The organism is Methylosinus sp. KRF6, assembly GCF_018887255.1.
Lineage (GTDB): Bacteria > Pseudomonadota > Alphaproteobacteria > Rhizobiales > Beijerinckiaceae > Methylosinus > Methylosinus sporium.
On sequence record NZ_JAHLJF010000001.1, the window covers coordinates 3,874,211 to 3,896,369 of the forward strand.

At 67.5% G+C, this 22,159-nt stretch carries 15 protein-coding genes; 6 read left to right on the plus strand and 9 right to left on the minus strand.

Going from position 1 to position 22,159, the window contains the following annotated elements; translation table 11 throughout:
• The first annotated feature begins 37 nt into the window (after positions 1–37).
• The 6 genes from KP010_RS18400 to KP010_RS18425 are packed head-to-tail and all read left to right on the plus strand — an operon-like array spanning position 38 to position 4,678.
• Positions 38–1,129: an ABC transporter substrate-binding protein gene (locus KP010_RS18400; protein WP_142863679.1), complete on the plus strand. Its 1,092-nt coding sequence runs from the start codon at positions 38–40 to the stop codon at positions 1,127–1,129.
• Positions 1,126–2,181, plus strand: a complete 1,056-nt coding sequence (locus KP010_RS18405; RefSeq protein WP_142863680.1) for an iron ABC transporter permease — start codon at positions 1,126–1,128, stop codon at positions 2,179–2,181. Before KP010_RS18400 ends, KP010_RS18405 begins: the two co-directional genes overlap by 4 nt.
• Positions 2,178–2,933 carry an ABC transporter ATP-binding protein gene (locus KP010_RS18410; protein ID WP_142863681.1) on the plus strand — a complete coding sequence of 252 codons (756 nt, stop codon included), beginning with the start codon at positions 2,178–2,180 and terminating at the stop codon, positions 2,931–2,933. Before KP010_RS18405 ends, KP010_RS18410 begins: the two co-directional genes overlap by 4 nt.
• Positions 2,930–3,547 (plus strand): hypothetical protein, encoded by a 618-nt coding sequence (locus KP010_RS18415; protein ID WP_142863682.1) that lies wholly within the window; start codon positions 2,930–2,932, stop codon positions 3,545–3,547. Before KP010_RS18410 ends, KP010_RS18415 begins: the two co-directional genes overlap by 4 nt.
• Entirely contained in the window at positions 3,544–4,149 is a 606-nt protein-coding gene (locus KP010_RS18420; RefSeq protein ID WP_142863683.1) for a hypothetical protein, read from the plus strand. Before KP010_RS18415 ends, KP010_RS18420 begins: the two co-directional genes overlap by 4 nt.
• 4 nt (positions 4,150–4,153) lie before the next feature.
• Positions 4,154–4,678, plus strand: coding sequence for a hypothetical protein (locus tag KP010_RS18425; protein ID WP_142863684.1), 525 nt, complete (start codon positions 4,154–4,156; stop codon positions 4,676–4,678).
• 79 nt (positions 4,679–4,757) lie between these two features.
• Here the strand turns inward: KP010_RS18425 and KP010_RS18430 are convergent, their stop codons facing one another.
• The 9 genes from KP010_RS18430 to KP010_RS18470 form a co-directional block, all read right to left on the minus strand.
• A complete protein-coding gene (locus tag KP010_RS18430; RefSeq protein WP_142863685.1) occupies positions 4,758–6,947 on the minus strand; it encodes a TonB-dependent receptor in 2,190 nt (729 codons plus the stop codon).
• 179 nt (positions 6,948–7,126) lie between these two features.
• Complete coding sequence (gene dhbA, locus KP010_RS18435) at positions 7,127–7,897, minus strand: 2,3-dihydro-2,3-dihydroxybenzoate dehydrogenase (protein ID WP_246659921.1); 771 nt, start codon at positions 7,895–7,897, stop codon at positions 7,127–7,129.
• A 28-nt stretch (positions 7,898–7,925) separates the two neighbouring features.
• Positions 7,926–8,795 (minus strand): isochorismatase family protein, encoded by an 870-nt coding sequence (locus KP010_RS18440; protein WP_216281287.1) that lies wholly within the window; start codon positions 8,793–8,795, stop codon positions 7,926–7,928.
• A 20-nt stretch (positions 8,796–8,815) separates the two neighbouring features.
• Positions 8,816–10,432 (minus strand): (2,3-dihydroxybenzoyl)adenylate synthase, encoded by a 1,617-nt coding sequence (locus tag KP010_RS18445; protein ID WP_142863687.1) that lies wholly within the window; start codon positions 10,430–10,432, stop codon positions 8,816–8,818.
• The gene (locus KP010_RS18450) at positions 10,429–11,616 is read right to left on the minus strand and encodes an isochorismate synthase MenF (protein ID WP_142863688.1); all 1,188 of its coding nucleotides are present in this window, start codon (positions 11,614–11,616) and stop codon (positions 10,429–10,431) included. Before KP010_RS18450 ends, KP010_RS18445 begins: the two co-directional genes overlap by 4 nt.
• 122 nt (positions 11,617–11,738) lie before the next feature.
• A complete protein-coding gene (entS, locus tag KP010_RS18455) occupies positions 11,739–13,070 on the minus strand; it encodes an enterobactin transporter EntS (RefSeq protein WP_210244310.1) in 1,332 nt (443 codons plus the stop codon).
• The gene (locus tag KP010_RS18460; protein ID WP_246659922.1) at positions 13,067–20,227 is read right to left on the minus strand and encodes a non-ribosomal peptide synthetase; all 7,161 of its coding nucleotides are present in this window, start codon (positions 20,225–20,227) and stop codon (positions 13,067–13,069) included. The genes entS and KP010_RS18460 overlap by 4 nt, the downstream gene beginning before the upstream one ends.
• A gap of 62 nt (positions 20,228–20,289) precedes the next feature.
• On the minus strand, positions 20,290–20,502 hold the full coding sequence (locus KP010_RS18465; RefSeq protein ID WP_108918238.1) for an MbtH family protein: 213 nt from the start codon (positions 20,500–20,502) through the stop codon (positions 20,290–20,292).
• Positions 20,495–22,156 (minus strand): PepSY domain-containing protein, encoded by a 1,662-nt coding sequence (locus KP010_RS18470; protein WP_142863689.1) that lies wholly within the window; start codon positions 22,154–22,156, stop codon positions 20,495–20,497. Before KP010_RS18470 ends, KP010_RS18465 begins: the two co-directional genes overlap by 8 nt.
• Between the last annotated feature and the right edge of the window lie 3 nt (positions 22,157–22,159).

Sequence of the window (22,159 nt, forward strand, 5' to 3'; positions counted from 1 at the left end):
CGCGAAAGCTCCAGAAGCGCGCGCTTGCGAGGCAAACATGATTTGGGCGGAATTTCTCGGCGTCGCGGCCCTGCTCATCGGCTGCGCCGCGCCTCTGCGCGCGCAGGCGAGCTGCTTCGACGATCTCACGGCGCGGCAGGTCTGTCTGGACCGTCCGGCCGAACGCGTCGTCACCATTCCAATGCCTTCCGCCTCCACATTCATCGCCGTGGACGGCGCGGCGCAGCGGCTCGTCGGAATGCATCCCGCCTCGAAGCGCGCGATCGACGAAGGGCTGCTCGGACGCATATTCCCGCAGGCGCGCGCGATCGACGCATCGATCGCGGGAGCGGGTTCCGACGGATTCATGCCCAATGTCGAGACGCTCGCTCGGCTCGACCCGGACATCGTGGTGCAATGGGGCGATCGCGGCGACGACATCGTCGGTCCCTTGCGCAACGCCGGCCTCACGGCGGCGCTGCTGCGCTATGGGACAGAGCCGTTCGCGCGCGGCAATCTCACGCTGATGGGCGACATCGCCGGCAAGCCGGAGCGCGCGAAGGCGCTCATCGCCTGGCGAGACGCGACGATCGCCGATATAGAGAAGGCGGCGCGCGACATCCGCGACGGAAGACGCCTGAAGGTCGTCTTTCTGCAGCGCGCCGCGAGCGGTCTCGCGGCCGCCGGCGCGAACAGCTACAACGACTTCTGCATCCGCCTGGTCGGCGGCGTGAACGCCGCGGCCGAGCTCGTGGGCGCGGGCGCGGTCAATGCGGAGCAGATCGCGCAATGGGATCCGGATGTGATCCTGCTCAATAGCTTCGAGGAGCAGCTCGCGCCCGCGCGCATCTATGACGACGCGATCTTGTCGGCGACGCGCGCCGCGCGCGAGCGGCGCGTCTACAAAATGCCGATCGGCGGCTATCGCTGGGATCCGCCGAGCCAGGAGAGCCCGCTGACCTGGATGTGGCTCGCGGATATCCTTTATCCAGGGGCGTTCCACTTTGATTTGCGCGCCGAGATCGCGCGCGCCTATCGCCTGCTCTACGGATTCTCGCCGTCTGACTCGGACATGGACGAGATATTGCGCATTCGCACGAATGGCGACGCGCGCCATTACGAGCGCTTCGCCACGAGCGCGACGCGATGAGCCTCGCGACCACGACCGACGAGACGCCACAGAGACGCGCGATTCCGCGCTGGGCCGGCGCGCTCGCCATCCTCACGCTGCTTCTCGCGGCTGCGCTGACCGCGCTCTGCGTCGGACGCTTCCAGATCGCGCCGCAGAAGGCCATCGCCATATTGCTGTCTCGCGTCGCGCCCCTATCCGCGGATTGGAGCGTGATGGACGAGCGCATCATTCTTCTCGTGCGCGCGCCGCGCGTGCTGCTCGCCGCGCTCTGCGGAGCGGGGCTCGCGGCCGGCGGCGCCGCGCTTCAGGGCGTATTCCGCAATCCGCTCGTCGCGCCGCAAATTCTCGGCGTGTCGCCGGGCGCGGCCTTCGGCGGCGCGCTCGCCATCTCGCTCGGCCTCGACGGATTCGCGCTCATCGGCGCGGCGTTCGGCTTCGGCGCCTTCGCGCTATTGCTGGTCGGATGCCTCGCGCGCGTCGACGAACGCAGCGACATTGTGATGCTGGTGCTGACCGGCGTCGTCATCGGCGCTCTATTCGCCGCATTGGTCTCTCTGCTACAATTCGTCGCCGACCCCAACAGCTCGCTGCCGGCGATCATTTTCTGGCTGATGGGCAGCTTCTCGGCCGCGACCTGGGCGCGCGTCGGCGTCGCAGCGCCCGGCGTGCTCGTCGGCATGGCGACGCTGTGGCTGCTGCGCTTTCGCATCGATGTTCTCTCGCTCGGCGAGGAGGAAGCGCGCGCGCTCGGCCTGCCGGTCGAGCGTGACCGCTGGCTCGTCTTCGCCGCGGTCGCGCTGATCGAGGGTGCCGCCGTCGCCGTCGCCGGCGTGGTCGGTTGGGTCGGACTCGTCGTGCCGCACGCCGCGCGTCTGCTGGTCGGCGCGGATCAGCGCGTCCTGCTGCCAGTTTCGGCCGCGCTCGGCGCCGCCTATCTGCTCCTCGTCGATAGTCTGGCGCGCAGCGTCACCGCCGCGGAAATTCCGCTCGGCGTCATCACCGCGCTGATGGGCGCCCCAGCCTTCGCCGCCCTGCTCCGCCAGACGCGCCACAAGGAGCTCGGCGCATGATCGGCCTCGACAAGGCCGGCGTGCGGCGGGGCCCCCGCTGGATATTCAGCGACGTCTCCTTCCGGCTCGAGACGGGCCGCATTCTCGCCGTGCTCGGCCCGAACGGACGCGGCAAGACCACGCTCATCAAGGCGCTCGCAGGCCTCGTTCCGCTTTCTGCGGGACGCCGCATCGCGCCGCCCGTCATCGGCTATGTGTCGCAGTCGATCGGCGCCGACATTCCCTATCGCGCGCTCGATGTCGTGGTGATGGGCCGAGCGCTCGGCCTCGGCCTGTTCGGCGCGCCTGGAGCCACCGATTATCGCGCCGCACACGCGGCGTTGGAGCTCGTCGGCGCCCGCGATTTCGCCGAACGGCCATTCGATCGCCTTTCCGGCGGCGAGCGGCAAATCGTGCTGCTCGCCCGCGCGCTCGCCACCGGCTCGCCCGCGCTCGTCCTCGACGAGCCCGCCTCGGCGCTCGATCTCGCCAATCAGGATCGCCTGCTCCGTGTGCTGAAAGACGTGAAGCGCCAGGGACGCCACGCCATATTGTTCTCGACGCATCTGCCGCAACATGCGCTGAGCGTGTCCGACGAGGCGCTGCTCATGCTGAGCGCGTCGGAACATGCGATCGGGCCGACGACGACGACGCTGAACGAAACCGATCTGACTCGACTCTATGGCCTGGCTGTGCGGCGCGTCACGCTCGACCTCGACGGGAGCGCGCCCATCGACACCGTCGTACCGCTCTTCGCTGGAGCCGCGCCATGACCAACGCCGGAGGCGAAACTCTGCTCGTGCTGAGCGGCGACGGGCCGGCGCCCAAATCTTTCGACGCGCCGCTCGCTTCGGGCGCGCTCGCCTGCGTGCGGCAGACGGAGCTCGACGACGCGCGCCTCTCGGCGGCGCGCAGCGTCGTCACGACGATGCATCTCGACCAGATCGAGTTCGCGCGTCGCGCCGAGGCGCTCGAGACTTTCTTCGATCGGGGCGGACGAATGGCCTTCATGGGTCATCTCGCGCGGCCCTTCCTGCCGGAGCTCTCGCCTTTCGTTCCGCTCGGCGCCGGGCGCCGCGACGATTTCGCGCTGGTCGCGCTCGGCGATCATTTCGTCTTCGACGGCCTCGACCGCGCGCGGTTGGAGACGCGGCGCGGCGTCGCCGGCTTCTACGGCCGCGGACACGCGCCGATCCCGCCCGGCGGCCGCCCGCTCACCGGGGTCGGCCCGCAGGCGGCGCCGATCGATTGGATCTGGGAGCGGCCCGCAGGCGGCGCGATTCTGATGCACGCGGGCAATGATCTCTGGGCCGTCTGCGACGAGCCGAGCGTCAATGCCGCGCTGGCCGAGCGCATCGTCGCCTGGTGCGCGGGAGCGACGGCATGAATCGCATTCTCGCCATTCATCCGGGCGCGGCCTATCACTGCGAAACTCTGGAGGCGCCGCGCTATGCGCATCTCTTCGACGCGCTCGCCCGGCCGGAGGAACTCGGCGTCGTCGATCTGACGCGCTTCGACATCGTTCTCGCGCCATGTCGAACGCCCGCGAGCCGGCTCGCGCCGCATCGCGCGCGTCTCGACGCCTATCTGGACGCCGGCGGCGCGATCGTGGCTATGGGCGAGACCGATCAGCATTTGTGGCTGCCATCGATCCGCTTCACCAGCGTTCCGACCAATTATTGGTGGTGGCTCGAGCCCGGCGCGAGCCTCGGCCTGTCGATCGCCGATCCTGCCCATCCGCTGTTCGCGCGCATCGGCGCGAGCGATATCGCCTGGCATTTGCACGGCGTCTTCGCGCCGCCAGAAGGCGCGCGCTCGCTCATCGACGACGCCGAAGGACGCTCTGTTCTCTACGTCGATGCGGCGACGACGAAGGGGCGCATTCTGGCGACGAGCCTCGATCCTTTCTATCACCACGGATCGCATTTCATGCCGGCGGCGACGCGCTTTCTCGATGGCTTCCTGCCCTGGCTGAAAGAGGAGTTCTGAACCGATGACCGATGATACGCTGACGGTGCTCGATCACGGCGAACCGATCGCGATCTCCTTTACGGATATTCTCAAATATCATGGGCGCAGCTTCATCGGCGGCGCGGCGCATGGCTTCAAGGCGATGCAGCGCGCCTTTCCGCTGCTCTGCGCCGACGGTCGGCCGGAGCGCTACGAGCTGACGATCGCCACCGCCTTTCCGGGTCCTGGCGGCCGCGACGCGATCGAGATGACGACCCGCGCCTTCACCGGCGGACGCTACACGGTGGATATCGACCTCGGCGACCCGGACGTCATCGAGAGTCCGCGCGGCCGCTACTTCTTCCGCTTCTCTTATCGCGATGCGAGCGTCGACGTGACATTGCGCGAGGGCGTGGTGCGCGCGGAATTCATCGCGCTCTCCCGCCGCGGCGCCGCGACGCCGCAGGAAAGAGAGCGGCTCGAATGGCTGAAGCAAGACATGGCCGAACGCCTGATGAGCCTGCCTCCGGAAGAGGCCTATGACGCGGCGGCGCGCGCAATTTTGTGATCGACTCGGTACAAAGCGAGGTCAAAAAAGAAGGCGGGCCCGACGACCCGCCTTCTTTCGTTCGGTCGGTCTCTCTTTTTTAGAATTCATGCGTGAGCTTGATCACGAAATTGCGTCCGGGCTCGAGCAGAGGATTCGTGACGCTGCGGCCATAGGAGACATTGGCGAAAGTCGCAGCGTCCACATAAGCCGTGTCGAATACGTTCTCGAGGCCGATGCTGAGCCGCGTGTCGCCGAGCCGCGGCGAGACCAGCACGCCGAGATCGACGCTCGAATAAAGATTCAGCGTCACATAGCCCGACGTCCTATATTCCTGCGTCGTGTCGATGCGCGTCTTGGCGGCGGCGGCGTTGAGGACCGCCTGCAGCGAATAGCCGGCTCCAGGCGGCGCGATCTGAGCGCCGAAGCGCGCGCGGAACGGCGCGATATAAGGCAGGGGCCGCCCGGTCGTCGTATTCGTGCCTTCGAGCACGGTGAAATTACCGAAGAAGCCGAGCTCCGGCGTCGCTTGCCAGCGTCCTTCGAGCTCCACGCCGTCGATCTCGGCGCGGCCGACATTCTGGCTCTGCGTGTAGGTGGACGCGCCCATATATGTCACCGACTGCGTTTGCAGGAGGTTTTGATAGACGCTGTGGAATCCCGTGATGCTCGCCGTCGCCTCCGCGACATGGAGCCGAAGACCGCCTTCGTAGGTCACGCCGGTCTCCGGCTGCAGATTGGGATTGGGCAATGAGGTGGCCGTCGAATTGAACAGCTCGGAGTTGGTGGGGTGGCGGAAGGCCGTGGAGACATTGCCGACGACGTCGAGAGCGGGCGTGACGCGCAGCACGGCGCCGATGCTGCCCGTCGGCGCCAGCCGATCGGTGTCGCTATTGGCGATATAGGCGGGCAGCAGCGCGGAGGAGGCCAGCGGCGACAGACGCGTGCGCGTGTTGAAGTAATCGAGCCGCCCCCCGGCGGAAATGGTGATCGCTTCGATGGGCGTCCATTCGTGCAGCATGAAAATGCCGCCATTCGTCTGGAACGACTCCGGCACGGATTGCGTGAGCGGCGAATATTTCAGCGCCGTCACCACGCCGTTGGACAGCGTCGCGGTGACAGAAGTTCCGAGACTGCCGGGACGCCGCTCGTAGAAGGCGTCGCCGCCGAATTTCGAGACCACCGAGCCCAGGCCGTCGATCGACCAGGGCGCGACGGCGAGCACGCGTCCGCCGAAAACGATCGGCCCGATCACATGGCTGTCCGAAAATACCGTCTGCCGCGCGCTGCTCGTGTTGATCGTCGCGAGATGCGTGTCGAAATAGTTCACATAGGCGGACGCTTCGACATGGGAAATGAGGCCGCCGGCGAAATCGCCGGAATAAGAGAGACGGCCCATCAGCAGCTCATTGGGGCTCTGCCGCACATTGAGGAACGGATATCCCGGCGCGCCGCCGACGCCGCCGGCGCGCCCGTCGGTCTCGACATAGCCGCGGAAGCTCGCCTCGAAATGCTGATCCGCAGTCGGCGAATAGCCGAGCGTGAAATTGCCGCCGATGCTCCGATAATCGCCGTTGCGCGCTTCCCCCATCGGCGTCTGGTAAGAGAGCCCCTTGCGCCCCGCCAATCCGCCCCGCACGGAGAATCCGTCGCCGGCGCCCTCGACCCATCCATAGCTATTGAGCGAGGTCGCCGCGCTTCCATAGCCGAAGGAGGCGCCGCCGCGTCGGAATTGGAACGGCCCTTCGACATTGCTCGACGTCCGTCTGGTGACGACATTCACGAGGCCGGTGAGCGCATCGCTGCCATAGAGCACGGAGGCCGGCCCGCGGATCACCTCGACCTGCTCTATCTCCTCCGGCGCGAAATAATTCAGCTGCAGCGTGTTGCGTCCATGCAGGCGATCGCCGTCGACATAGAGCGGCGAGCGCATGGTGTTGGAGCTGAACCCGCGCAGATAGATTTGTCCGCCGATTCCGCCGGCGCGGGCGATGGCGACGCCCGGCGCCTGCGCGAGTATCTCCATCAGACCCGTCGGGTTGGTGAGCTCGATCTGCTGCCGATCGACGACGGAGATCGTCTGCGTGATCTGCTTCAGGCTCTGCGCCTCTGTGGGCGCCGGCCCCATAGGACCGACGATCGCCTTTCGCGATTTTCCATCGCCGTCTCTGGCCGGCTGCGCCGAAATATCGATCACGGGCAAAGCCTCCTGCGCCAGAGCCGAGGCGGAGGCGAGCGACAGCAGAGCCGCCGTCACGGCTGTCGAGGACACTCGAATAGAGCGCGACATGAGATCTCCTTGCTCAACTGAATCTGATAGCGACGATTACGTGCCGCAGAGGAGTCGAACAAGTTCAGTGGCGTGTAATCATTCCAGCAAAGGCCCATATCTCCCGTCGATTGGAAATGTTCGCACATATTTGCGCTTCAGGCGTGTGATCCGAGCGCGCCGCGCGCGACTTCGAGACTCTATGCCGTCAATGCGGCGCCGCCGTCGACGACAATATCCTGCATGACGATGTGGCTCGCGAGATCCGACGCCAGAAAGGCGATGACATTGGCGATCTCCTGCGGCGTCGCGATCTTGCCGAGCGGAACGCCGAGCTTGAAAGTCTCGGGATTGCCGGCGATGACGCGTTGCTCGGCGTCCGGCGCGCGCCACATTGAGCGCTGCATGGGCGTGTCGGTCGAGCCGGGAGAGACGAGATTGCATCGCACCCCATAGGGCGCGAGCTCCAGCGCGACGCAATGCGTCAGGCTGGCGAGCGCAGCCTTGGAGGCGCAATAGGCCGCCATCGACAGACGTGGAACATGCGCCGCATTGGAGCCGACTATAACCACCGCGCCGGAGCGCTGGCGCTTGAATTGCGCGATCGTGTGGCGGAGCAGATGAAAGGCGCCAGACACATTGACGTCGAAAGAGGCGCGCCAATCCTCGAGGCTCACCTCCTCCGTCGCGCCGAGCCGCAATATCCCCGCCGCGTTGACGAGCACATCCAGCCGCCCGCATTCGTCCAGCAGTTGCGCGCAGACGCGCTCCGCCTGCGCGTGATCGGCGATGTCGACGACCAGCGTGCGAAAAGGATAGCGCGCTTCGGCGAATGCTCGGTCCAGCCCGACGACATTCGCGCCGAGCGCGACGAATGTCGTCGCAGCGCAAAAACCGATCCCCTGCCCCGCGCCCGTGACCCAGACGCGCTTGCCCGTGAAATCCATCTGCAGACCCAGCGCCGAATTCATCTCGCGCCTCCTTTCCCGACGATGATCGTCACGCCGCGGAGAGCTTGCGCTCGATCAGCGCCCACCAGCCTTCGAGCGTCGGATTGTCGGCGAGGTCGACGAAGCCGACATCGACGCCGAGCTTGCGCCATTCCGTCACCAGCGTCATGACGCGTACCGAATCGAGACCGTAATTGATTAGATTTTCATTAGGATCGAAAATCTCCCCATCGAGGGAAATGAGCGTTCGCACGCGCGCCTCCACCGCTGCGCGCGTCAGGGGCGACGCGGGCGCGCGGATCAACGCATCCGTTCCGACGACGCCGCCGCAGCGGCCGGCGACATATCGCAAGGTCATGTCGTGGTCCTCCGGCGAAAAATCGGCGATGGCGTCGCCGACGACGAAGGTCTCGAAATCGCGCATGAAGGCGTCGAGCGCCGTCGCGAGGCATCCGATATGCCCATAGACGCCGCAGATCAGCAGTTGATCGCGGCCCCAGTCCTTCATCATCTGCTCGAGCGGCGAACGCTGGAAGGCGCTGTAGCGCCATTTCACGAGCACCGTATCGTCGCTGTCAGGCGCCAGCGCCGCGGCTACGTCCTTCAGCTGCGGATGCGCCTTCAGACCCGGCCCCCACATATCGTTCAGCAGGCCGCGATCCTTCGGGCTCTGGTCGATCGGCTGGGCCGTGTAGACGACCGGAACGCCGCGCGATTTGCAGAAGGCGCGCAGCGCCGCGATATTGGCGACGAGCTGCGCGACGAGCGGGCTTTCCTCGCCGAAGAAATGCAGGAAATAATCCTGCATGTCGTGAATGAGCAGCACGGCGCGCTCGGGCGCGAAAGTCCAGCCGACCTTGTTCTTCGGGAAGTCCTCGGGCCGCGGCAGCGAATAGGTCGGAAGCCGGGGAATGGCCATTGTCGTTTCCTCTCCACGCATCAGGAAGCGGTTCTGCTCGAGACGAGATCGCGCAAGGCGCGCTTGTCGATCTTGCCGGCGGCCGTGACCGGCAGCCGCTCGAGAAATTCGAATCGATCCGGCAGCTTGAATTCCGCCACGCCGAGCGCGCGCAAATGTTTGCGCAGAGCGAGCGGCCGCACATCGCCGCGCGCCACGACACAGGCGCAGCTCTTCTCGCCCATCAGCGCGTCGGGAGTCGCGACCAGCGCGGCGTCGGCGATTTGGGCGTGCGTCAGCAGCAGATTCTCGAGCTCCTCGGCCGCGAATTTCTCGCCGCCGCGGTTGATCTGATCCTTCTTGCGTCCGACGACTTGAATATGTCCCGTCTCTGTCATGCGCACGAGATCGCCGGAGCGGTAGAAGCCCTCGGCGTCGAAGGCGCGGGCGTTCTGCTCGGCGGCGCGATGATAGCCGCGGAATGTGTAAGGTCCGCGCGTCAGCAATTCGCCGATCTCGCCGGAACCGACGGGCGCGCCCTGCGCATCGACGATCTTCACCTCGTCCTCCTCGCACATCGGCCGTCCCTGCGTCGTGAAGATCGTCTCCTCGTCATCATCGAGGCGCGTATAGTTCACCAGCCCTTCGGCCATGCCGAACACTTGCTGCAAGCGGCAGCCGAGCGTCGCGGGAATGCGCCGCGCGACCGTTTCGGCGAGCCGCGCGCCGCCGACCTGCAATAGGCGCAGGCTCGAAAGCGGCGCCTCGTCGGCCGCGGCCTCCAGCCAGAGCATTGCGATCGGCGGCGCGACGGCGGCGATGTCGACGCCATGGCGGCGGATGAGATCGAAGCAGACGGATGGGCTCGGGTTCGGCGCCAGCACCACCGTTCCGCCCATGTGAAACACGCCGAGCGCGCCCGGCGAGCTGAGCGGAAAATTGTGCGGCGCCGGCAGCGCGCAGAGATAGCGGCTGTTCTCGGTCAGGCCACAAATTTCCGCGCTGCGGCGCAGGCTGTAATAGTAATCGTCATGCGTGCGCGGGATGAGCTTTGGCGTTCCCGTGCTGCCGCCCGACAATTGCAGAAGGGCGACCTCTTGTGGCGCGGAGCCGCGCAGCGCTCGCGCCGAGACGTCGTAGCGACGCACAGCGAAAGGCGCGAGGCTTTCCGCATAAGACGTCTCGCCGAGAATCTGCACGACGCGCAGCGCCGGAATGGCGATCTGCAAGGCTTCGACATAAGCGCCATTGGCGAATAGCGGATGCCGCGCGCAAGCGATGAGCAGGGCGGGCCGTATCTGCTCGGCATAGGCCGAGAGCTCGAGGCGATTGTGGCTGAACAGCGCATTGACCGGCGCGACGCCGATTTTCAGCAGAGCGAAGAACACCGCGTAGAATTCCGCGACATTGGGGAGCTGCACGAGCGCCGTGTCGCCGGCGCGCAGGCCCTGGCGCGCAAAGCCTATGGCGAGGCTCGTCGACCAGGCGTCGAGCTCGGCGTAGCTGAAGCGACGCTCGCCGCAGATGATCGCCGTGGCGTCGGGCGCGATCTCCAGCCGCTTCGTGAGGAGAGCAGTCAGAGGCTCGCCGCGCCAATAGCCCTTCTCGCGATAGCGGCGCGCGAAATCTTCGGGCCAGGGAGTGAAATCGACGCTCATTGCGCGATCTCCCGCTCGACGCCGAAAGCGCGCAGCATGGTAGCGAGCTTGGCTTCGGTTTCCGCCCATTCGGCGCGCGGGTCGGAGGCCTCGACGATCCCCGCTCCGGCGAACAGGCGCACGACCATCTCGTTCACCGTGCCGCAACGAATGGCGATCGCCCATTCGCCGTCGCCGCTCTCATCGCACCAGCCGACGATTCCGGCGAAGAATCCGCGATCGAAAGGTTCGAGCCGCTCGATCAACATGCGCGCTTGCGCGGTCGGCGACCCGCATATGGCCGGCGTCGGATGCAGCAGGCTCGCGAGCTGCAGAACGGAGAGACGCCCGTCGGCGAGCTCGCCGGAGATAGCGGTGGAAAGATGCCACATGGTCGGCGTGCTCATCAGCGCCGGCTCGTCCGGAATGCGCAGCTCGGCGCAGAGCGGCTCGAGCAGACGGCGGATTTCGTCGATCACCAGCCTATGCTCGAAATTGTCCTTGCTCGATTGCAGGAGACAACGCCCGACGCGCGCATCCTCTTCCGGCTCTGCGACGCGCTTCGCCGAGCCCGCCAGCGGATTGGAGCGGATGGAGCCGCCGATCTTGCGGATCAGCAGTTCGGGGCTCGCGCCGAGCAGAACGCCGCCGTCGGGCAGAGGCGCGTGGAAATGATAGCCGGCGGGATTCTGGCGCCGCAGAATTTCGAGAATCGCGACGGCGTCGACGCGCTCGGCGAATTCGATCTCGAGAATGCGCGACAGCACCGCCTTGCGCGCATGGCCGTCACGAAAATTGGCGACGGCCTGGGCGACGGCCTTCTCGAAGCCGCTCTGTCCCGGCACGCTGCGATACCAGAGCGCGGGAACACTGGCCTTCGCCGCTGGCGCGCTCGTCGCCATGCGCGGCGCGCTGATGCGATGCGTCTTCGGCGCGAAGAGGAAGGAGGGCTGACGCGAGTCGAAAGGGATCGCGCCGACGACGATCGGATGATCCTGTCCCGCGCGACGCGCTCTCGCCAGCGCCGCGTCGACCGCCGCCTGCAGAACGCTGTCTACGCCCCCGCCGCCGACGGCGGGCGTGCGTATTCGCTCGAAAACGCCATAGGCCTCTATGGCGAAATGGGGCGAGCTGAACAGAAACGACGGCTTTTCGGCCTGCGCCGAAATCTCTCTGGAAGGCCTTTCTGCGACAATCGCGTCCATCGGAACGCTCCTTTGTGGACGAATGAGATCGGTCGAGAGGGACGCGCGCTCCCGGCCGCGGCGGCAGGCGCCGTCGCGTTAGCGAAGAAGGCGGTTCCTCGTTTGGTTCTGAGCGTCGCGCCTCAGCCGGAGGGCGCGAGGCTCTGCTTTTCCTTTTCGATCGCCGCGCCTTCGGCGGCGGGTTCGGCCGGCGATCGGCGCAACGCGCCGAAGGCCGCCGCCATCGGCAAGAAGGTGAGAAGAGCCGCGAGGCCGAAGACGCCCACCGCCGGCGCGGGGGGGAGCATCCCTCCGAGCAGGCCGAGCAGGAGCGCGCCGAGGGCGTCGCCGACGATGAATTGCGCGGTCCAGAGTCCATTGACGCGCCCGCGCAGCCGGTCCGGCGTGTTCTTCTGCACCAGCGTGAATTGCAGCAGCGAGACGATGGAGCCGAGATAGCCGTAGACGACGAGGACGAGCAGCGCCGGAACCAGTCCGCCGACGGCGCCGAGCGCAGCCAACGCCGCGAAAGCCGCCGCGGCGCAGGCGAGCAGAGCGAGGCCCGGACGCGCGAGGCGCGCGACGAAGCCGCTCGTCGTCGCGCCGAGAGTGGCGCCGAGCGGAACGGCGGAATACATGAGCCCCGCATCGGCCGGGCCGTCCCCATAGGCGCTCGCGAGCGCCGGAAACAGCACGCGCACGCCGCCGGCGAGGCTCGCCAGCGTCCCCACCGCGACCACGGCGCCGACGATGCGATTTTCGAAAAGATAGCGCACGCCCGATAGAAGCGCGCGCGCCGGCGTCTCGGGGCTCACTCCTTCGGGCGGCAGCGGCGGCAGGCGCAGCAGCGGCGCCAGCGTCGCCAGCACGCCGGCAGCGGCGCAGGCATAGGTCCAACCGACGCCCGCCGACATGATGAGCAGGCCGCCGAGCGCCGGCGCGGCGACGCCGCCGAGCCGCATGGCGATCATATTGAGCGCGCCGGCGGCCGCGAGGTTCTCGCGTCCGACGATGGCCGGCGTCGCGGCGAGCAGCGCCGTCACGCCCAATGCGCTGAAGAAGCCGTCCCACGCCGCGAGCGCATAGACGACGGCGAGCGAGGGCGAGGCCGCAAGCCCGTTGAGGGCGAGCGCGACGAAGCCGAGGCCGCAGGTTCCGCGCGCGAAGAGGATGAGCTTGCGGCGGTCGTGGCGATCCGCCAGCACCCCGCCCGTGAGGAGGCCGACGAAAGCCGCGCCGCCGCCGAAAGCGACGACGAATCCGGCGGCCGCGGGCGAGCCGGTGAGCTGCAACGCCTGCACGGGAACAGCGACGGTGAGCAGGCCGAGCGCGAACAGCGACAGCGTCCGCGCCACGAACACGACGCGGAAATCGCGATTGTCCCGCAACAGGCTGAAATCGGTCAAAATGCGAGATTTGGTCATGTTGGTCCGATCGCTGGAGAATCTGCGGAAGAAGCGTGCGAGAGCGCTCATTCGGGACCTCGCTTCGCGTCGATCGCGACGAGTATCTGGTTCAGCGCAGGGCCGAGCTCCCGCAGCATGCGCGGCGAGATGATCTCGGTATGCGGACAATCGAAGGCGACGAATTTCAGCGCGCCGACATAGGGCCGCCAGGTCTCCTCGACGTCCATGCCTTCCGGCAGAGTGCGCAGCGCGACGAAGAGCGTCGCCTCGCCCTCGTAGCGAGGGGTCCTCGCAGAGGCGAGCAGCCGGACCGAGTCCTCGTAATTGGCCATGATATGGCCGAACATCTCGGCCTTCTCACGCGCGAGCGTCGAATCGAGCGCTTCTTGCGAGGCGTCCATGAACAGCACCTTCTCGCGCTCGATCTCCTCTTCGCCCGCCGCGTCGAGCGGCTTGCTCCAATCCTGGATTTCCGACGGATAGGTGTCGAGCAGGCCGAGAAAAGCGATCTCCTCGCCCTCCGCCGAAAGCCGCGCCGCAATGGCTTGCGCCACGACGCCGCCGAGCGAATAGCCGAGCAGCCGATAGGGACCGCGCGCCTGAATCTCGCGCAGCGTCGCGAGATGCCGGTCGCAAACCTCCTCCATATTGCGGCAGGAGGCGATCGGCCCCGAAGGCCGCGGCGATTGCAGCGCGATCACCGGCCAATCGCCGCGCAGATAGCGCGTCAGCACGCCGAATTGCCAGGAGAAGCCCGAGGCCGGATGGATGCAGACGAGCGGCGGCCCCTCGCCCGCGCGCAGCCGCAGCGTCTCGGCGAAGCCGGCGCGGCGATCCTCCTCGCGCCGCTCCGCGAATAATTCGCGCGCGAGGCTCTCGACGCTCGGCGCGGCCATCAGCTGGCCGACCGAGACGGAGACCTTCATCTCACGCTGAATATCCGCGGCGAGGCGCATCGCCAGCAGCGAATGGCCGCCAAGCGCGAAGAAATCATCGTCCGCGTCGAGCTGGTCGACGCCGAGCGCGCGAGCGAAGAGATCGGCGAGCGCCATCTCGACGCCGGGAGTCGGCTTGCGTCCGTGGCGGCGCGGCGCAGCCTCCGGCTCCGGCAGCGCCCTGCGATCGAGCTTGCCGCTGGCGGAGAGCGGAAATTCCGGCAAGCGCACAATAGCCGTCGGCGTCATATGCGCCGGAAGCCTCTGCGCCACAGCACGGCGCAGCGCCTCGACGTCGATCTCGACGCCCGCGACCACATAGCTGACGAGCCGCCGTTCATCGGCGCCGGCGAGGCCGCCGGCCGCGGAGGCGCGCGCGACGACAGCCGCCTGTTCAACGCCGGGCTGCTCGCGCAAGACGCTCTCGATCTCGCCGAGCTCTATGCGCTGGCCGCGAATCTTGATCTGATCGTCGCTGCGCCCGAGATAGTCGAGCGCGCCGTCCGGCCGCCGGCGGACGATATCCCCGGTGCGATACATTCGCTCGCCCACGGCCTGCGGATCGGCGACGAAGCGGCTCGCCGTCAGCGACGGCCGCCGCAGATAGCCCTCGGCGAGCTGGACGCCCGTCAGATAGAGATCGCCGGCGACGCCGATCGGCGTCTCCCGCAGCCAGGCGTCGAGCACGCGCACGCCCGTGTTCCACATCGGCCGGCCGATGGGAACGCCGGCGGTTTCGAGCGTCTCGAGCATAGCGCCGAAGGCCGGCTGATAGGTCACGTCCACCGCGGCCTCGGTCGGACCGTAGAGATTGTGCAGCGGAACGCCGAACAGCGCCTCGAAATCCTCGGCCAGCTCCCGCGACAGCGCCTCGCCGCTGCAGAACACGCGGCGCAGGCTCTCCGCCTCGGCGGCGCGCGCGGCGTCGGTCGCCGACACGAAGGCCGCCAGCATGGAGGGAACGAAATGCAGCGTGGTGACGCGATGCGCGCGGATGAGCCGAAGAATCTCCGCCGGATCGCGATGCGCCTCCGGCGGCGCCATGACCAGAGCGGCGCCGGCCATCAGCGGCCAGAAGAATTCCCAGACGGAGACGTCGAAGCTCGACGGCGTCTTCTGCAACACGACATCATCGGCGCCGAGGCCATATTCGTGCTGCATCCACAACAGCCGGTTGACGATGGCGCGATGCGAGACGACGACGCCCTTCGGCCGGCCTGTCGAACCAGAGGTGTAGATCACATAGGCCGGATCATCGGGCGTGGCGGGAGAGACGAAATCCAGCTCCTCCGCTTCGTCGATCTCGGGCGAGCGGTCGAAGGCGAGCAGCGGCGCCAGCCCCTCGAACCTGCCGCGCGACGCCTCCTCCGTGACGATGAGGCGCGGCGCTCCGTCCTCGACCATGAAGTGGAGACGCTCGTCGGGATAGCTCGTGTCGAGCGGCAAATAGGCGGCGCCGGCCTGCTGCGCCGCCATCAGCGCGATGGCGAGCCGCGCCGAGCGCGGCAATGCCACCGCGACGAGATCGCCGCGCCCGACCCCGGCCTCGGCAAGCGCGCGCGCCAATCGCGCGACCTGCCGACGGAGCTGCGCATAGCTCAGCTCATGATCGGCGTCGATCAGCGCGGGCGCCTCGGGCGTGCGCCACGCTTGCTCCTCGAGCAAGCCGCAGAGCGTCGCCGCCTTCGTCTCGACGCGCGTGTCATTGACGGCCGCGATCGTCTCGCGCTCGTCCGGCGTGAGCAGATCGAGCGACGCGAGAGGCGTTTCCGGCGCATCGACGAGCTGCTCGAGCAACTGGACAATGCGGCGGCCGAGACGCTCCGGCGCGGCGACTCCCTCGCGATATTCGAGCCGCAGCTCCAATTCACGACCGGGCAGCGCCATCAGGGTCAGTGGATAATGCGAATAGCTGCGATTGCGCGCGCCGACGAGGCGCAGGCCCGCGAATTCCTCGGCATAGAGCTGCGCGTCATCCGGATAATTTTCGACGACGAGCAGAGTGTCGAACAGCGTCGAGGCGCCGGCGAGGCGCTGGATCTCGCCGAGGCTGAGCCCGTCATGCTCCATGAGGGCGATCTGACGGCTCTGAAGCTCGGCGAGCTGAAGGGCGAGCGGCAGATCGGGCCGCAGGCGCACGCGCACGGGCAGCGTGTTGGTGAAGAGCCCGATATGCGCGTCGAGCCCGGCCTCCGCCTCCGAGCGGCCGGAAACCGGCGCGCCGAAGACGATGTCGCTGCGCCCCGTCATCGCGCCGAGAAAGGCTGCAAAAACGCCCTGCAGGAGAGTGGCGAGGGTCGATCCGCGCCGGCGTCCGAACGCCTCCAGCTCCTTCGCCAGACCGGGCCGCAGAGCGAGCGGCAATTCGCGCGTCTCGCCGAATGCGGCGGCGGGATCGAACAGCAAGGTCGGCGCGGCGCCGGCGAGCGCCTCCCGCCATGCAGCGCGGGCGGGCTCGGGGTCGCGCGCGGCGAGGCGGCGGACGACGCTCGAATAATCGGGAAGGATCGGCGCGAGCGCGGCGCCGGCGTAGGCGGAGAGAAGATCGCGCAGCATCACGCCGGAGGACCAGCCGTCGCCGATGAGATGATGGCAGACGAGGAGAAGCGCATGGCGCTCTTCCGCCAGCCGAACCAGCACGGCGCGCGCCAGCATGCGGCGGCCGCCGCTCTCGGCGAGGAGGTCGCGGGCCAGCTCCTCGCGCTCGATTTTCTCGAGCGCGGCGGCCTGCTCCCGCGGACCGGGCTCCGCCAGCCGACGCTCGCTCCAGGGCCAGCGTCGAAGCGCCTGCGGCCCTTCGACGAGCGGCAGGATCTGGAACGCCTTGCCCTGCTCGACGTCGAAAATCGCCGCGAGCTGCGGATGACGGCGCAACAGCGCCTCGAGCGCGTCGCGCAGCCGACCGACGTCGAGCGGCCCGTCGAGAGTAAAGCGCGAGACGGCGTTGTAGCGGCTCGCGCTGTCCTCGAGCCGGGCGTGGAACAATAGCCCCTCCTGCAGCGGCAGCGCCGGCAGGACGGCCGCTATCGCTCCATGGCGCGCCCGCAGCGCCTCGACCGTCGCGGTATCGACGCCGTCGTCAGGGAGCGTCGTCGCGCCTTCGTCGACGCGGCGCAGCGCGGCCGCCATTGCGGCGACGCTGCGCCGCTCGAAGACGTCGCGCGGCCGCAGCCTATATCCGCGCTTGCGCAGCGCAGCGCAGAGGCCGATGGCGGAAATGCTGTCGCCGCCGAGAAAGAAGAAATCATCCTGCGCGCCGACCGTCTCGAGACGCAGGACCTCGACGACTTCTTCCGCGAGCAGCGTCTCCAGTCCGGGCGCCGGCGGGCGGGCCGTCGGCCCGTCCACGGACGGATCGGGCAGCGCCTTGCGATCCAGCTTGCCGCTCGCGCCGAGCGGGAAGGCCTCGAGCACAATGATGGCGACCGGCGTCATATACGCCGGCAGGCGACGCGCCAGAGCGGCGCGCAGGACCTCAGGATCGAGCGCGCCCTCCGGCGCATCCGGCGTCACATAGGCGACGATCTGGCGCGCGTCGCCCTCCGCCGCGGCGGCGCCGAAGAGCCGCGCGACCGCCGCCGCCCCGCCGACGCCTGCTTGCTCCAAAAGCGCGCTCTCGATCTCGCCCAATTCGATGCGCTGGCCGCGGATTTTGAGCTGATCGTCATTGCGGCCGAGAAAATCGAGAACGCCGCCGGGCAGCCAACGGGCGATGTCGCCGGTGCGATACATTCGTTCGCCGTCGCCTTCTGGATCGGCGACGAAACGGCTCGCCGTGAGCGACGGCCGCCGCCAATAATATTGGGCGAGCTGCCCGCCGGTCAGATAGAGATCGCCGGCGACGCCGATCGGGACCGGACGCAGCCGCGCGTCCAGCACGCGCAAGCCGCAATTCCAGAGCGGCCGTCCGACCGGCACGCCGACGCCTTCCGCCGCCGCCAGCGCCGCGCCGAAAGCCGGCTGATAAGTGACCTCCACCGTCGCCTCGGTCGGGCCGTAGACATTGTGCAACGGCGCATGGAAGGTGCGCTCGAAAGCTTTGGCGAGCTCGCGCGACAGCGGCTCGCCGATGCAGAAGACGCGCCGCAGCGCCGTCTTTTCCGGCTCGGCGCCAGGCGTCGCGCGCGTGGCCGCCACAAAGGCGGAGAGCAGCGAGGGCACGAAATTCAGCGTGGTGACGCCATGCTCGCGAATGACGCGCAGCAGTTCCGCCGGATCGCGATCCACCTCCGGCGGAGCCATCAGGAGGCGCGCGCCCGCCGTCAACGGCCAGAAGAATTCGCCGACCGAGACGTCGAAGCTGCAAGGCGTCTTCTGCAGCACGACATCATCGCTGGTGAGGCGATATTCGTGCTGCAGCCAGAGCAGGAGATTGACCACCGCCCCATGCTGCACGACGACGCCCTTCGGCCGTCCCGTCGAGCCCGACGTATAGATGACATAGGCCGCATCTTCTGGCGACGGCGACGCGACGCGCGCAGGCGGCGCATCCGCATCGATGACGGCCAGCGCGTCGAAGATCAGCACGGGAGCCATCGTCTCGAAGCGCCCGCGCAGCGCGCTATCGGTGACGATGAGCCGCGGCTCTGCGTCCTCGACCATGAACGCCAAGCGCTCGTCGGGATAGCTGGTGTCGAGCGGCAGATAGGCGGCGCCCGCTTCGAGCGCCGCCATCAGCGCCAGGCTCAGATGGACGGAGCGCGGAAGCGCCACTGCGACGCGATCGCCGCAGATCACGCCGGCGGCGGCGAGGTCCCGCGCCAGCCGCGCGACTTCACGGCGCATGTCGCGATAGGACAGCGTGTGTCCGCCATCGATCAGGGCGGGCGCTTTCGGCGTGCGTTCGGCTTGCGCGTTCAAGAGGTCGCACAGCGAGACCCGCGGAATGGCGCGCCGCGTGTCATTGGCCGCCGCGATCAGCGCCGCTTCGCTCTTCGTCATGAGGGCGATCTCGCCGATCGGCGCGTCGGGCCTCTCGGCGAGCCGACGCGCGAAGCGCGCTAGCCGCTCCGCGTGCAGCTCCAGCTCTTGCTCCTTGTAGCGCTCGCCATTGGCGACGAGATCGACGATCAGCTCGCGCTCGGCGAGATAGAGGTCGAACTCGATATCCTCGACGGGACCCGACGCGAGCTGATGCGTGATCCCTTCGACCCCCGCGAAATCGAGTCGGTAGTCGAACATTTTGAAATTCAAAAGCGGTCCATAGAGCGGACGTCCCGAGGCGAGGAAGCCGAGATCGCGCCGCAGCTGCTCGGCCTCGTATCGCTGACGCCGACGCACCACATCCAATTCGCGCCCGAGCGCCGCCGCGACATCGAGAAAGGACATATTCGCATCGATCGCGATCTGCAGCGGCAGCACATTCACCACCGGCCCCACCGCATGCAACGCCACTGAGCCCATGCGGCGCATGAAATGCGCGCCGACCGCGAGGTGCGCCGCGCCCGTCATGCAGCGCAGATAGACGACGACCGCCGCCATCGCCATCACGCCGACGGAGACGCGCCCGGCTTTCGCCTGCTCGGACAGCAGCGTCGTCGTATGCGCATCCAGCACGATCCGCTCGCGCCGCGGGAGCACGAATTTTCCCTCCGCCGGAGCCCGCCGCGTCGACAGGCGCAGAGGAGGCGGCAGGTCGCGCGCGTGCTCCGCCCAAAATCGCCGATCGGCGGATTGCGCAGGCGAGCCGTCATAGGCCGCATATTCCTTCACCACCTCGGCGAAGGAGACGAAAGGCGATGGAGACGGCCCGAGCCCACGGCGCAGCGCGGAGTAGATTTCGCTGACGCGTCGCGCGATCGCCGTGAACCCGAAGCCGTCGACCGAGAGATGATGATAGCGTTGAAACCAGAACCAGCGCTCGGCGTCGCCGAGGCGAAACAGAATATGGCGGTAGAGCCGCGCGCCCTCCGCAATCGACGAGGGCGCCTCGAGATCGGCGCGCATCGTTCGCAGCGCGGCGCCGACGGGGTCGTTCTCGCCACGAAGATCGACGAGTTCCGGCTCCGGCAGATCGACCGCCTGCACGTCGCCCGGCACGATCTGCGCGGGGCCCTCCTCGGTCTCCACGAAGCGCGCATGGACGAGATCGGCCTCCGCGAGGCCGAGACGAACCGCGGCGCTGAAGCAGGCGACATCCAGCCTGCCGTTCAGCTCGACATATTGCGCGACGACATAGGCGTTGGATCCGGCGGAGAGCTGATCCGCCATCCATATGCCGGGCTGCGCCGCGACGAGCGGAAGCCTCTGCGCAGCCATGCGCGGCCGCTCTGGAGCGATATCTATGAGCACGATTTCTCGTCCTTTGAAAAATCGAATGGTCCACACAACAGAAAAGATCGTGCGAAAAGCCGCTACGCCCCGGCCTCCGCGTGCGGGCGCATATCGATCCAATGGTCATCGACATATTGCGTGCATTGCTGGCGCGTCCCCGGACCGAAGACCCGGCGCCATCCTTTCGGATCGGCGGAAAAGTCGGGCCACAGGCTGTATTGCGCGCGGGAGTTGACGAGAACGACGAAGCTCAGCCGCTCATCATCGAAGGGATTGATTTGCGCGTCATCCATGGACGTCTCCATCTCCTGCGCCGATCGCCGCGGCGTGTTCATTCGAAGAAAGTGGAATTCGAAGGCCTCGGCTCCCCTCTCGCGGTCTACGCGCCGACCAGACGCTGTCGGCCGGTCCGAGTTCCGCGCGGCGCGCGGTGGCGCGCCCCAGAGCCGCAAAGCAGAGCGCGGCGCCGAAAGCGACGACGTCGACGCCCGCGCTCTCGGGATCTACGGCCGCCCAGGGCCCGAGGCCGGGCGCCGCCCATGCGGCCACGCTGGTGACGGGAAGCGCGAGAGCGCCGAGCGCCGCGGCATAGGCCAACTCTGCTCCGGCGCGCGCCGCGCCGCGCAGAAGCGCGAAGGCGAGAGCGCCGAAGAAGACCGCGTGATAAATTCCGCGTCGCCATGCGTCGACATCCTCGACATGGCCGTAGAGCCATTTGGTGGAGACGATGGCGACGGAGAGCGCGCAGACGCATCCGAGGCATACGCCGATCGACGCCGCCGCCATGAGGCGCGAGGCCGTCGTCTGGACGACCTGCTCCCCATGGCGGCGCGCGGTCCGCCGACGCGATTCGATCCACAAGAGATTGCCGGAATAGAACAGGAAAGCGCCGGCGAGGCCGAGAAAGAAATAGGCCCAGCGCACGGGCTCGCCGCCATAGCTGCCGAAATGCAGCGCGAAGAAAGGCGACACGGCGGCCGTCCAGCCGCTCTGCTTCTCGGGAAGATAATCGACATTGACGATTTCCGCGGTCGCGCCGCGCAGGACGGCGAAGCCGCCGCCGCGCGAGAGAAAGCGCGGGTCCTCTCCGATGACGCGCACCAGCGCGCCGCGTGCGCCGGCGTCGCGATAGTGCAGGCTGGCGGGCGAAAAATTCGGCGATGCCGAAGCGACGGCCGCAACCAATTCCGCGACCTTCTTCATCGGCGCCTTCTGCTCGTCGCGCTTCACTCCGGCGAAGGGGCCGGTCGAGCGCATGATGGTCGGCAGCCTGCCGTCGTAGACGGCATGATCCAACGCGTCGTAGATCGGCTCATGCAGGCCGAACACGACGGCGGTCAGCGCAATGACGAGATGGAAGGGGAAGCTCGCGACGCCGACGAGATTATGCGCGTCCAGCCACATTCGCTTCAGATTCGCGGTGAGACGCAACGCCAGAAAATCCTTGGTCAGCGCAGGCAGAACCAGAATGAGGCCGGAGATGAGCGCAACGGCGTAGACGGCGCTCACGACGCCCATCACCGTCGTTCCCGTCTCGAGATCGAGGGGAAGGCCGGCGGTGCGATGGATCGCATCCACAAAGGCGCCGAGGCCCGAGACATTGGCGCGCTCGATGCGCGCCTCGCCATCGGCCCCGAGCGTCGCCGACCAGACGACATCGTCGCCGCGGCTCTTGCGCCAGCTCAGACGAGCCGGCTCGTTCGCCGTCGCGAGCCGAAGCGTGAAATCCTTGGCCGCCTCGGGCCGCGCCGCCAATGTCTTCTCGATGAGGCGATCGGCGGCCTCGATCGAAATCGATCCGCCAGCAGGCGGCGACGCCCAATGAGCGAGCGGCTCCGCGAAGATGGTGAGCGCGCCCGCGTAGAAGCAGATGAAGAGCAACATGCCGGTCACGATGCCGGTCCATGTGTGAACGCTCTTGTAGAGCCGCAAAATCTCGCCGCGCATTGC